The 12,752-nt window shown below is 70.7% G+C and carries 12 protein-coding genes; 5 read left to right on the top strand and 7 right to left on the bottom strand.

Annotated elements, in window-relative coordinates:
• The first annotated feature begins 81 nt into the window (after positions 1–81).
• Positions 82–1,614 (top strand): amino acid permease, encoded by a 1,533-nt coding sequence (locus RT2_RS12575; protein WP_072845131.1) that lies wholly within the window; start codon positions 82–84, stop codon positions 1,612–1,614.
• Positions 1,615–1,647: 33 nt separating this feature from the next.
• Here RT2_RS12575 and RT2_RS12570 read toward each other — a convergent pair whose 3' ends face one another.
• Complete coding sequence (locus RT2_RS12570) at positions 1,648–2,556, bottom strand: DoxX family protein (RefSeq protein ID WP_072845130.1); 909 nt, start codon at positions 2,554–2,556, stop codon at positions 1,648–1,650.
• 89 nt (positions 2,557–2,645) lie between these two features.
• Between RT2_RS12570 and RT2_RS12565 the strand changes: the two genes are divergently transcribed.
• The gene (locus tag RT2_RS12565) at positions 2,646–3,812 is read left to right on the top strand and encodes a PQQ-dependent sugar dehydrogenase (RefSeq protein WP_072845129.1); all 1,167 of its coding nucleotides are present in this window, start codon (positions 2,646–2,648) and stop codon (positions 3,810–3,812) included.
• Positions 3,813–3,869: 57 nt separating this feature from the next.
• On the opposite strand, the gene RT2_RS12560 is transcribed toward RT2_RS12565, so the two are convergent.
• A complete protein-coding gene (locus RT2_RS12560; protein WP_072845128.1) occupies positions 3,870–4,430 on the bottom strand; it encodes a TetR/AcrR family transcriptional regulator in 561 nt (186 codons plus the stop codon).
• 172 nt (positions 4,431–4,602) lie between these two features.
• Between RT2_RS12560 and RT2_RS12555 the strand changes: the two genes are divergently transcribed.
• From RT2_RS12555 to RT2_RS12545, 3 genes are all read left to right on the top strand, one after another.
• Positions 4,603–4,920: a hypothetical protein gene (locus RT2_RS12555; protein WP_139191205.1), complete on the top strand. Its 318-nt coding sequence runs from the start codon at positions 4,603–4,605 to the stop codon at positions 4,918–4,920.
• Between the two features lie 53 nt (positions 4,921–4,973).
• Entirely contained in the window at positions 4,974–5,669 is a 696-nt protein-coding gene (locus RT2_RS12550; RefSeq protein WP_139191206.1) for a hypothetical protein, read from the top strand.
• A 137-nt stretch (positions 5,670–5,806) separates the two neighbouring features.
• Entirely contained in the window at positions 5,807–6,622 is an 816-nt protein-coding gene (locus RT2_RS12545) for an SDR family NAD(P)-dependent oxidoreductase (RefSeq protein WP_072845125.1), read from the top strand.
• Positions 6,623–6,681: 59 nt separating this feature from the next.
• On the opposite strand, the gene RT2_RS12540 is transcribed toward RT2_RS12545, so the two are convergent.
• The 5 genes from RT2_RS12540 to RT2_RS12520 all read right to left on the bottom strand — a co-directional run bounded on the left by RT2_RS12540 (position 6,682) and on the right by RT2_RS12520 (position 12,587).
• Positions 6,682–7,890: a cation:proton antiporter gene (locus RT2_RS12540; RefSeq protein ID WP_072845124.1), complete on the bottom strand. Its 1,209-nt coding sequence runs from the start codon at positions 7,888–7,890 to the stop codon at positions 6,682–6,684.
• 91 nt (positions 7,891–7,981) lie between these two features.
• The gene (gatB, locus tag RT2_RS12535) at positions 7,982–9,502 is read right to left on the bottom strand and encodes an Asp-tRNA(Asn)/Glu-tRNA(Gln) amidotransferase subunit GatB (protein WP_072845181.1); all 1,521 of its coding nucleotides are present in this window, start codon (positions 9,500–9,502) and stop codon (positions 7,982–7,984) included.
• A gap of 57 nt (positions 9,503–9,559) precedes the next feature.
• A complete protein-coding gene (locus tag RT2_RS12530; RefSeq protein ID WP_072845123.1) occupies positions 9,560–10,591 on the bottom strand; it encodes a 6-phosphofructokinase in 1,032 nt (343 codons plus the stop codon).
• A gap of 88 nt (positions 10,592–10,679) precedes the next feature.
• On the bottom strand, positions 10,680–11,342 hold the full coding sequence (locus RT2_RS12525; protein ID WP_072845122.1) for a response regulator: 663 nt from the start codon (positions 11,340–11,342) through the stop codon (positions 10,680–10,682).
• A 9-nt stretch (positions 11,343–11,351) separates the two neighbouring features.
• Positions 11,352–12,587 carry a sensor histidine kinase gene (locus RT2_RS12520; RefSeq protein WP_371851164.1) on the bottom strand — a complete coding sequence of 412 codons (1,236 nt, stop codon included), beginning with the start codon at positions 12,585–12,587 and terminating at the stop codon, positions 11,352–11,354.
• Positions 12,588–12,752 lie beyond the last annotated feature (165 nt).

Below are 12,752 nucleotides of genomic sequence, written 5' to 3'. Positions count from 1 at the left end.
AGTCCACCTACGATCGCCTTCGGTGACACCGCCCATTTCCCGGCCCACGAGGCCGCAGGCTGCACAGCAAGGAGTCCACCCATGCCCGGAGCAGGCATCTGGCGAACGAAATCAGTCGAACAGTCGATAGCGGACACGGACGAACCCGGCACCCGCCTGCGGCGCGACCTCACGGCCTGGGACCTGACGGTGTTCGGCGTCGCCGTGGTCGTCGGCGCGGGCATCTTCACGCTGACCGCGCGGACCGCGGGCAACGTGGCCGGGCCGTCGATCTCGCTGGCCTTCGTCCTTGCCGCCGCGGCGTGCGGGCTGGCGGCCCTGTGTTACGCCGAGTTCGCGTCCGCCGTGCCGGTGGCCGGCAGCGCCTACACCTTCTCGTACGCCACCTTCGGCGAGTTCGTGGCCTGGATCATCGGGTGGGACCTGATCCTCGAGTTCGCGCTCGCCTCGGCGGTGGTCGCGAAGGGCTGGTCGCTGTACCTCGGCAACGTGATCGGCGCGGCCGGGTCCACGACCGCGCATCTCGGACCGATCGCCTTCGACTGGGGCGCCCTGGTGATCATCGGTGCGATCACCCTCGTCCTCGCCATCGGCACCAAGGTCTCCTCGCGGGTCTCGGCCGTCATCACCGCCATCAAGATCATCGTGGTCCTGCTCGTCATCGTGGTCGGCGCGTTCTACGTCAAGAAGGAGAACTACTCGCCGTACGTCCCGCCCGCCGAGGGCGCCGCCAGCACCGCCAGCGGCGTGCACCAGTCGCTGTTCTCGTTCTTCACCGGCGCCGGCGGCAGCACCTACGGCTGGTACGGCCTGCTCGCCGCCGCCAGCCTGGTGTTCTTCGCGTTCATCGGATTCGACGTCGTGGCCACCACCGCGGAGGAGACCAAGAACCCCCAGAAGGCGCTGCCGCGGGGCATTCTCGGCTCCCTCGCCATCGTCACCGTGCTCTACGTCGGCGTCACCCTGGTGCTGACCGGGATGGTCAAGTACACCGACCTGCGCAGCGGCAGCCCACTGGTCGGCGACAGCAGTGCGACGCTCGCCACGGCCTTCGAGGCGCACGGCATCACCTGGGCGCAGTGGGTCATCAACTTCGGCGGGCTTGCCGGCCTGACCACGGTCGTGATGGTCATGATGCTCGGCCAGACCCGGGTGCTGTTCGCGATGTCACGGGACGGGCTGATGCCCCGCGGCCTGGCGAAGACCGGCAAGAAGGGCACCCCGGTGCGGATCACCCTCATCGTCGGCGGCGTCGTCGCCCTGCTGGCCGGTTTCTTCCCGATGGGCACCCTCGAGGAGATGGTGAACATCGGCACCCTGTTCGCCTTCGTCCTGGTCTGCATCGGGGTGATGGTGCTGCGCCGCACCCGGCCGGACCTGCCGCGTGGCTTCCGGGTCCCGCTGATGCCCGTCGTCCCGATCGTCGCGGTGCTGGCCTGCCTGTGGCTGATGCTCAACCTGTCGGTGGAGACCTGGATCCGGTTCGTCGTCTGGATGGCGCTCGGCGTCGCCGTCTACTTCTCCTACGGGTACCGCAAGTCGGTCCTCGGCCGGCGCCTCAACGCCCCGGTGGAGCCCGCGCCGCAACCCGAGCGGGCCAGCCTGCCCGTCTGACCTCACTCACCTCTCAGCCAGCCCCCTGGTCACTCAGATCAGGGGGTTGGCGCCGTCCAGGAAGATCCACAGGCACACCCCGGCCGCGACGCCGAGGATCAGCGCCAGCGCCGATCCGGTGCGCGGGCGGGTGGCCCACCGATGGGCGCCGTCCACGGCGATCCGGCCGGGTCCGCAGAGGATCACCGCGATCAGGGCGGCCACCAGCAGGGTCTCGTACTCGACACCCGCCGGGGCGAAGAACTGCAGGCCCGGTTCGGCGACCTGCCGCACACACCAGGCGTTGATCATCACCACGAGCACCGCGGCGGCGGCCAGGGGCGTCATCAACCCGACGATCAGGAACACACCGCCGGCGACCTCGGCGACCGCGCCGAGGATCGAGAGCAGCCGGGCCTGGTCGAACCCCGCCTCGACCAGCGTGGTCTCGAAGCCGTCGAGGCCGGGTCCGCCCCACCAGCCGAAGAGCTTCTGCAGGCCGTGCCCGAGCGCGAGCGCGCCGACCGCGACCCGCAGCACCAACAGTCCGAGGTCCAGGGTGCCCCGCGGCGCCGCGGCAACCGCGGCATGCGACGCGGCGGCGGCCGGGTCCGATTCCGCGGAGAGTCGAGCCGGGGCGGGTGCCACGACGGTCGGCGCCGGCGTCACGTACGGCTCCTCGAGGGCGAAGGAGCCGTCGACGTCGTAGGCGTCGCCGGTCGGCAGCACCTCGGTGGTGCGGGTCGGCGACTCGTACTCCGCCGCAACGTACTCCGGTTCCGTGTATGCCGTTGCGACGTACTCCGTGACCGGTTCGGGGGTCCGGCGGGCAGCCGGGAGGGCGGGACCGTTGTAGGTCGGAATCTGCTCGGTGGGCAGCAGACCCAGGTCCTCGTCGGTGGTCGGGATCCGCTCGGTGGGGTGGTCGAACGGGCTGGAGACGTCGCGAGGCTTCTGTGTCACGGTGACAGGGTAGAGCGCGCGGGCAGCCCGTGGTGCATGGCGAGGGTCGGCGCGCCGCACCGGCCGTCACTTCCGTACCGTTCGAAGGCATGGGAGTCTCACGCGGACGGCCGTCGACTGCGGCACTGGCACTGCGTCGCACCGCAGCGACGGCACTGATCGGGCTGTCCGTCGTCGGCTGCGCGAAGTTCGACGACACCGCGTCGACCCCGTTCACCCCGGTGCCGACCTTCGCACCCGGCGGCGACACCGCGCCCGGCCGGCCGGCGCCGACCGCCGAGAGCCCCGCCCCGAGCACCTCCCCGCGGCCGCTGGCCCCGTGCGAGGACGCGGACCCGTCCGTCGTCGCGACCTGCCTCGACACCACCGGCAGCCTGACGATGCTGCCCGACGGCCAGACCGCACTGGTCACCGAGCGGCGCACCGGCCGGATCCTGCGCGTCGCCCCCGGCCAACCTCCCGCCGAGGTCGCCCGGCTCGATGTGGACGGTTCCGCCGACGGCGGCCTGCTCGACGTGGCCCTGTCCCCCACCTATGCGGAGGACAACCTGCTCTACGCGTACGTGAGCACGTCGTTCGACAACCGGGTGGTCCGGATCGCGCCCGGGGACCTGCCCAAGGAGGTGCTCACCGGGATTCCGCGCGGCCCGGTCGGCAACACCGGCGCACTCGCCTTCAGCTCACCGAGCGAACTCCTGGTGTTGACCGGTGACGCCGGGAACCCTTCTGCCGCAACAGATCCCGGTTCCCTGGCCGGCAAGCTGCTGCGGGTCACCACGCTGGGGCCGGCCCCCGTCACCGGGCCGTCCGCCCCCCGCGTCGCGCTCTCCGGTGTCGGCACCGCGGGCGACGTCTGTGTGGACCCGCACGGCGGCGCCGTCTGGGTGACCGACCGGACCCCGCTCGAGGACCGGCTGCAGCGGATCACCGCGGACGGCGCGTCCGGGGTGCCGGTGTGGTCGTGGCCGGACCGGCCGGGCGTCGCGGGATGCGTCGCCGGCGGCGCCGCGGTCGCGGTGTCGCTGAGCGACGCCAACGCACTCGCCGTGCTGACGCTGGACTCGCAGACCGGCGCGGTGACGGCGGCACCGTCGCTGGTGGCGCAGGACAAGTACGGGAAGCTGCGCGGCGCCGGACTCGGCGGCCAGGACCAGATCTGGGTGTCCACCGAGAACAAGACCGACGGTCAGCCCGGCCCGACCGACGACCGGGTGGTCCGGATCGACGCCCCCCTCGGCGGCGGCGGCTTCGACTAGAGCGGGCCGCCGTCCCCGCCTGTCGGATCCCATTCTCATTCCGGCAGGAGGCGACGGCTAGCCGTCGAGCAGGGTCTGCACCGCTGCCCCGTACCGCCGGACGATCAGCGCGTGCGGGGCGGCCGCGAGTCCGGGATCTTCGACCACGAACAGCGCCGTAAGTAGTCCCGTGACAAGAGCCGACACCAGTCGAGATCGGATCTCGGCATCCGGGCCGGACAGTCGCGGCGCCAGCGGTGCAACGATCATCTCGTCCACGGCATCACGCAGGTGCTCCTGCACGGTGGGCCGGTCGGATGCGCGCAACAGTGCGGCGAACACCCCGGTCGACAGCGCGGTGGGCCGAGCGTCGGCGTTCCCGACGATCAGCCGAACCAACGACTCCCCCAGCCCGTCCAGCGGGCCGTCCATCACCTCGGAGAATGCGCTCGACATCGTCATGGTGCGGAGGAACAGCTTCTCCTTGGATCCGAAGTAGCGGATGACCAGGGCCGGGTCGACGCCGGCACGACCCGCGATCTCACGGACGCCGGTGGCGGCGAATCCATGCACGGAGAACAACTCGGCGGCCACCTCCTGCACCGCGTCCCGATGTCGCTGGGACCCGTCTGTAGCCATTGTCCGCTCCCGTTTCGTCGACTCGAACTCTCCCTGGACTCAGCGAACGCCACTGGCGCAAATGAGTCAACAGTGTTGACTGTCACTGTCAACGCTGTTGACGCTAGCTTGTCAACACTGTTGACTCACCTCTCGACAGCGATGACGCCTGTGATCGCAGAAGGGTGGCGACATGGCCGGACAACACGCAAGCAAACACCTCGACGAAACGGGGCCGTCGGCAGCGCCGCCGAACGTCCCACTGGTCGCCATCGCCAAGGCGATGCTCTTCCCGCTGTTCTTCGTGGTCATGTTCGCGCTCTGCTACATCAGCGCTTTCCATGCGCCCACGCCGCAGGACGTGAAGCTCGCCCTCGTCGGGCCGACACAGCAGACCTCGAGGGTTGCGGACCAGATCGCCCAGCATTCCCCGGGGCATTCGAGATCTCCGCCACGACTGACCTCTCGGCGGCGCTCGAGGACCTCGGTGGACAGCACGTCGCCGGTGTGATCGAGGTCGGCCCGACCGTCACCGCACACATCGCCTCCGGCGGCGGAGTCAGCGTGTCCCAGACGGTGGAGCAGGTGGCCCAGCCGCTGGCCGACGCGAGCGGCAGCACGCTGGTGGTCGAGGACGTCGCGCCGCTCGGCACCGGCGACACGACCGGAATGGGCCTGTTCTACTTCCTGGTCGTCTGCACCATTGGCGGCTATCTCAGCGTCATGGTGTTCTCGCAGCTGGCGGCCAGGATGCCGCTGCGTCGACAGCTGGGGATCGTCGCGGTCATGTCGGTGCTCTTGACGGTCGTGGCCTTCGCGGTCTCGACGGCATTCGTCGGCGGATACGGCGCCACGACCGCCGGACTGACGGTGTTGCTGCTGATCGGCATCGCCTACACCTTCGCCGTTGGACTGGTGGCGATCCTCCTGAACAAGCTCGCCGGGCAGGCCGCCATCTTCCTGATCATGACGTTCGCGATCTTCGTGAACTTCCCCAGCGCGGGCGGCGCGATGCCGGCATCCTTCCTGCCGGGGTTCTGGCATGCGCTGCATGGCTTCTGGATCGGCTCCGGCGCGATGCAGTCGATGCGGTCGGTGATCTACTTCGGCGGCGCGGGGCTGGGCGGCGGCCTGACGATCCTGGGCGGCTGGATCGCGGCGTCCGCGGCACTGCTCGCAATACTGCAGGTCCGGAGCGCAAGCCGTCCCGCGTCCGATGCGACGGCTCCGCGTGAGGACGAACTAGTCGCGGCTCAATAATGCTGCAGCTCAATGAAACTGATGCATCTCCGGCGGAGGCGTCCCGTTCAGCGGGCCCTTCCATGGCTGCTGCCGGAACCCGAGATGCATTGCCCTGCGGTAGTACCGTGACAAATGGGCCTGACGAAAGGACCGTGATGAAGCGTCTCACCGACAAGAGGATCGTGATCACCGGAGCGGCAAGCGGCATCGGCCGCGCGGCGGCGGCCCTGATGGTTGCGGAGGGCGCGCGCGTCCTCATCGCCGATCTCCACGAGGATGCCGCGGCGGCCGCCGCGGCCGAACTCGGCGGCGAGGACGGGCAGGCCGTCGGCATCGCCGTGGACGTGATGGACGAGAGTTCGGTCGCGGCCATGATCGACCGCGCCGTCGCGGAGTTCGGCGGCGTCGACGTGCTCTGCAACCACGTGGGCGGGAGCAACCCGCGCGAGGACCTCGATCTGCTGCGCCTGGACCTCGACGAGTGGGATCGGACAATGGTGCTCAACGCGCGCAGCACGGTCGTCGCCTCCCGGCTGGCGCTTCCGCACATGATCTCGGCGGGCGGTGGGTCGATCATCAACACCGTCTCCGTCGCAGGTCTGGCCGGCGACACACTGCAGTGCGCCTACGGCGCATCGAAGGCCGCGGTCATCCGGTTGACCCAGTACATCGCCACCCAGTACGGCCGCGACGGCATTCGCTGCAATGCGATCGCGCCGGGCGCGATCATGACCCCTGCACTGCGCGACAATCTGCCCGAGGACGTCATCGCCGACATCCGGCACCACAATGCGCTCGACCTGATCGGCGATCCCGAGGACATCGGGTGGGCCATGGTCTACCTGGCCTCCGACGAGTCCCGGTACATGAGTGGACAGACGCTCGTGCTCGACGGTGGCCTGACCGCCCAGAGCCCGATCGCGGCGAGCCGCCGGGCCCTGCTCGCCGACGAACCGGGCAGCGCCGGCTAGCCGCAACAAACCCGTCGGCAACTCGACGACGAGGACCGCCGGGCAGACGGCCGGGGCAGCTAGGGAACCCGCTCGACCGGCTTGGGCTCAGGTTTCGAGCCGAGCAGCGACGCGGTCAACGGCAGCACCAGCACGGTGATCGCGCCCGCCGCGACCAGGATCGAGGCGTTGGACGCGGTCATCTGACCGGCGTTCACCGCGACCTCCGTCACCGCGACGATCAGCGGCAGCCCGGTCGCGGCGTACAGCGCCACCTGACCCCGCTCGCGCGCGGTCGGCGGCGGATCCTCGAGGTCCGGGCCCCGGTCGAATCGTTCGGCGAAGAACACCGGCAGCCCGCGCACCAGCAGGATCAGCACCAGGAACGCGAGCAGGATGCCCGGCGCGGCCGCGACGGCCTTGACGCCGATCGCCATGCCCGAGGTGACGAAGAAGATCGGGATGAGCAGCCCGAAGGCCAGCCCGTCCAGCTTCGCCTCCAGCTTCTCGTCCCCCGCGGGCCTCGCCCGGCGCAGGATGAAGCCCGCCGCGAAGGCGCCGAGGATGATGTCGAGGTCGAAGATGGTCGCGACCGCGATCAGCGTGACCAGCAGCAGCATCGTCAACCGCACGGTCGTCTGCGCCGTGGTCTCGGAGCCGAGCCGGATGATCGAGGCCAGCTTCGAGCCCTCGCGGCGCAGGCCCGCCGGGATGAACGCGACTCCCACCGCCGCCGCCGCGAACGCCGCCAGCACGACCAGCGACGCGCCCGCACCCCGTGAGCTCAGCAGGATCGCCATCGCGATCACCGGGCCGAGCTCGCCGAAGGCACCGTGGTTGAGAACGGTGCGGCCCAGGCGGGTGCCGAGCATGCCGCTGTCCTTGAGGATCGGCAGCAGCGTGCCGAGCGCCGTGGAGGTCAGCGCGATGGCCACCGCGATCTCCGCGTCGATCGCGCCGCTCAGGCCGAGCAACCCGACCACCACGAAGGCCAGCACCAGGCAGGACAGCCAGGTGATCAGCGCCCGGCGCCCGGCACGGCCCGTCAGCTCGCTGGTGTTGATCTCGTAGCCGGCGAGCAGGAACAGCATGCCGAGGCCGAGCTCACGGAGCAGGTCGATCTCGCTGCCCACGACGGCGAGGTCGAGGACGTGCGGACCGACGATGACGCCCGCGATCAGCAGCAGCACGACCTCCGGCACCAGCTTGCGCGGGACCAGCCCCGCCAGTAGCGGCGCGACCACCGCACAGAGGGCTATCCAGAAAAGTGAGGCACTGACCGACGGCATCTGCTGATTCTGCTGTGCGGATCGCCCGTTACGCGCGAAGGCCCGCGCCGTGTCGGCGCGGGCCTTCGGTCAGATCCCCTTCGAGCAAGACCTAGGAGCAGGCCGCGATGACCATGTCCTTGACCTGAGCCGGGTCGGCCTGGCCGCGGGTGGCCTTCATGACGTCGCCGACGATCTTGCCCGCCGCGGCGACCTTGCCGGAACGGATCTTCTCGGCGATGTCCGGGTTGGCGGCGAGCGCGGCGTCGACCGCGGCCTGCAGCGCCGAGTCGTCGCGCATGACGGCGAGTTCCCGCTTGGCGACGACCTCGTCCGGCTCGCCCTCGCCGGCGAGCACACCGTCGACGGCCTGCCGGGCCTGCTTGTTCGCGAGGGTGCCGTCGGCGACGAGCGCGATGACCCGCGCCAGCTGCACCGGGGTGATCGGCAGCTCGGCCAGCTCGACGCCACGGGTGTTCGCCTGCTGCGAGAGGTAGGCCACCCACCAGGACCGCGCCGCGTCGGCGGGCGCGCCGGCCTCGGTGGTCGCGATGACCAGGTCGAGCGCGCCGGAGTTCACCAGGTCGCGCATCTCCTCGTCCGAGAGACCCCAGTCGGCCTGGATGCGGGCGCGGCGGATCCACGGCAGCTCGGGCAGCGTGCCGCGCAGCTCCTCGACCCACTCGGCGCTCGGGGCGACGGGCTCGAGGTCCGGCTCCGGGAAGTAGCGGTAGTCCTCGGCGGTCTCCTTGCGACGGCCGGCGGAGGTGGTGCCGTCGGCCTCCTGGAAGTGCCGGGTCTCCTGGATGACCTCGCCGCCGGCGCTGAGGACGGCGCCCTGACGGCGCATCTCGTAGCGGACGGCCACCTCGACGCTCTTGAGCGAGTTGACGTTCTTGGTCTCGGTGCGGGTGCCGAGCTCCTTGGCGCCGATCGGCATCAGCGAGATGTTGGCGTCGCAGCGCATCGAGCCCTGGTCCATCCGGACGTCGGAGACGTCGAGCGCCTTGAGCAGGTCGCGCAGCGCGGTGACGTAGGCGCGGGCCACCTCGGGCGCGCGTTCGCCGGCACCGGAGATGGTCTTGGTGACGATCTCCACCAGCGGGACGCCGGCGCGGTTGTAGTCGAGCAGCGAGTGGCTGGCGCCGTGGATCCGGCCGGTGGCGCCGCCCACGTGCAGCGACTTGCCGGTGTCCTCCTCCATGTGCGCGCGCTCGATCTCGACGCGCCAGGTGGTGCCGTCGTCGAGCACCACGTCGAGGTAGCCGTCGGTGGCGATCGGCTCGTCGTACTGCGAGATCTGGTAGTTCTTCGGCTGATCCGGGTAGAAGTAGTTCTTCCGGGCGAACCGGCCCCACGGGGTGATCGAGCAGTTCAGCGCCAGCCCGATCCGGATCGCGGACTCCACCGCGGACGCGTTGACCACCGGCATCGAGCCGGGCAGGCCCAGGCACACCGGGCACACCTGGGTGTTGGGCTCGGCACCGAACGTGGTCGGGCAACCGCAGAACATCTTGGTCGCGGTGTGCAGTTCGACGTGCACCTCCATGCCCATGACAGGCTCGAAACGCGCGAGCACCTCGTCGTAGTCGAGAAGGTCTGTCGTGGTCGCCACCTGGCCGGCTGCAGTCATGGCCACAAGTTTATGCGGCGCGTCCCGACAGCAGGAGGTCGGCTACCGGTGGCCGCGTCAGCCGAAGATTATGCGCATCTCCTGATAGCGGTGTTCGGGCACCGACTTGTGGTCGACGAGCGCCTCGTCGAACCCGACCCGGACGATCTCCGTCCCGTGCAACGCCACCATGTGGCCCCACTGTCCGTCGGCGACCAGGTCGGTCACGGCCATCCCGAGCCGGGTCGCGAGGACCCGGTCGAAGGCGGTGGGGACGCCGCCCCGCTGGATGTGCCCGAGCACCGTCGCCCGCGTCTCGATGCCCGTACGCTCCTGGATCATCGGGGCCAGCACCTCGGCGATCCCCCCGAGCCGCGGCCGGTCGAACCCGTCGAGACCCTTGGTCGAATGCGCCTGCGCCATGCCGGGCAGGGTGAAGCCCTCCGCGACCACCACCATCGGGGACCGGCCGCGGTCCCGGACGCTGGTCACCCACTCGCAGATCTGCTCGATGGACTCGGGATGCTCCGGGATCAGGATGGCGTGCGCGCCGCCGGCCGTCCCCGAGTGCAGTGCGATCCACCCGGCATTGCGCCCCATCACCTCGAGGACCATGCAGCGCTTGTGGGAGTTCCCCGTGGTGCGCAACCGGTCGATCGCCTCGGTGGCGATCTCGACGGCGGTGTCGAAGCCGAAGGTGTAGTCGGTCTGGTCGAGGTCGTTGTCGATGGTCTTCGGCACCCCGACGATCCTGATCCCGCCCTCGTGCAGGCGCTGGGACGCCGCGGCGGTGCCCTCGCCGCCGATCGCGATGACGGCGTCGACACCGAGCCGGTCGAGCGTCCGGGCGATGTTCTCCGCTCCCCCGTCCGGCCCCTGGAACGGTCCGAACCGGCTGGTCCCGAGGATGGTGCCGCCCTCGTGCGAGAGACCGCGGACACGAGGACGGTCGAGCGGGATCGCCTCCCCCTCGACCAGCCCGCGCCAGCCGTCGAGGAACCCGACGAACTCCTGCCCGTGCACGGTGGCGCCCTTGAGGACGGCCCCGCGGATCACCGCGTTGAGTCCCGGGCAGTCGCCGCCGCTGGTCAGAATGCCGATCGTCGTCATGGAGGTCCCCGTTCCCCGGGTGTGCGTGGATGTCTCTCCACCGCCATACTGCCCGCGACGCGGCGCTCGGGCATCCCGGGACGCGCCGTCAGCCGGGCGTGACCAGTCCGCTCTCGTACGCCAGCACCACCGCCTGGGCCCGGTCTCGCAGGTGCAGCTTGCCGAGCACCTTGCCGACGTGGGTCTTGACGGTCTGCTCGGCCACGAACAGCGACTCGGCGATCTCCCCGTTGGACAGCCCCCGCGCGATCAGCTCGAGCACCTCGCGCTCGCGTGGGGTCAGCGCGGCCAGCTTGGCCGGCTCGGGCCGCGGCGCGGCGCGGCGGCTGGTGACGTCGGCGATCAGCCGCCGCGTGACGGTCGGCGCGAGCAGCGCCTCGCCCGCGGCCACCACCCGGACCGCCCGCACCAACTCCTCGGCGGGCGCGTCCTTGAGCATGAAGCCACTCGCCCCCACCCGCAGCGCCTGGTAGACGTAGTCGTCGATGTCGAAGGTGGTGAGCATCAGCACCCGGACCGGCGGGTCGAGCCGCGCCGACAGGATCCGTTCCGCGGCCTCGAGCCCGTTCATCACCGGCATTCGCACGTCCATCAGCACCACGTCGGGCCGCAGCCGCAGCACCTCGTCGACGGCGACCTTCCCGTCGGGTGCGTCACCGACGACGGTGAGGTCGGGTTGCGCGGCGAGCAGGGCACCGAAACCCTGCCGCACCATCGCCTGGTCGTCCGCAATGAACACCGTGATCGCCACCCGGCCAGCCTATGTCGGCTGGACGGGTCCGCCCGACACCTGCATCCCAAGGGCGGTCGGGATTCTCGCCCGGACCGCGAAACCCCCGCCGGCATCGGTGCCGGCGCCGAGGATGCCGCCGACGGACGAGGCCCGCTCGCGCATCCCGGCGATGCCGTGACCCCCGGACGAATGTGCCTTTGCACCACTCGAATTCGCGCCCCCGGCGGCCGCCGGTCCGGACGCAGCCCGGTCGTTGAGCACGTCGAGCACGGCCAGGTCACCGTCGTGGCCGAGGGTGACGCGGACCGCAGCACCCGGCGCGTGCCGGGCCGCGTTCGACAGCGACTCCTGCAGGATCCGGTAGAGGGCGAGTGAGACGGAGTCCGGCATCGGATCGGGCAGGCCACCGTCGTCGACGGTGACGACCATGCCCGCCCGCCTGCTGCCCTCGACCAGTTCGCCGATGCGGTCGACTCCCGGCACCGGCGCGTGCTCGGCGAGTTGGCCGTCGCTGCGCAGCACCCCGAGCATGCCGCGGATCTCGTTCAGCGCGTCGCGCGCGGTGGCGCCGATCGACTCGAACTCCGCGCGGGCCTCCGGGGAGACCCCCTCGATCCGGTACGGCGCGCTCTGCGCCTGCACCACCACCAGCGACATGTGGTGCGCGACCACGTCGTGCAGGTCCCGGGCGATCCGGGCCTTCTCCTCCAGGACGGCCCGGCGGGCCCGCTCGACCTCGTTGACCTCCTCCTGCCGCGCCAGCTCGCGCCGCGAGAGCACCAGCCAGCGGACCAGCAGCCCGAAGATCACCAACCCGGTGAGGCCGACCGCCCAGCCCCGGCCGTCCTGGCCGGGGGCGTGCGCCAGGAACAACAGCACCGTGGACACCCACGCGACGGCCACCACCTGCAGCGGCGACCGCATGCTCACCGCCACCAGGAGGGCCGTCAGCACCATCACGTGCACCACCTGCCACGGGAAGCCGTAGTCCGGGAACGGCTCGAACACGATCGGGATCACCAGCGCGGCACCAGCCGAGATCGCCCATCCCAGAGCGGGATTCGCCCGGATCAGCAGGAACGGCAGCGCGGCCAGGCCACCGATCACCGGCTGCACGCCCGCCGGTACGTGATGCGTCACCTGCAGCGTCGGCCAGGCGATCGCGAACAGCACGAGGCCGACGAACACGACGAGTGCGTCCCACCGCTGGCCCGCGTCGAGCCGGCGCAGCCGCGGCCGCGCCCTGCCCGCCAACCGTCGCAACGCCTTGGCGTCGCCGGCCTTCTTGTCCCTGTTCTCTCCCACGCCCAGAACCCTAGGAAACCCGGCCCCGGAAGTCCTCACCCCACGGAGTGAGATCGGCGTGGCTCCACGGTACGAGACCGGGCCGCCGATCGTCCCCGGGCGGGAGTCCCGGAACCGCGCCAC

It is taken from the genome of Rhodococcus tukisamuensis NBRC 100609 (genome assembly GCF_001894985.1).
GTDB classification, from domain to species: Bacteria; Actinomycetota; Actinomycetes; order Mycobacteriales; family Mycobacteriaceae; genus Rhodococcus_G; species Rhodococcus_G tukisamuensis.
Note: the sequence above shows the minus strand (reverse complement) of the source record. Positions and strands in the feature narration are given on the sequence as shown.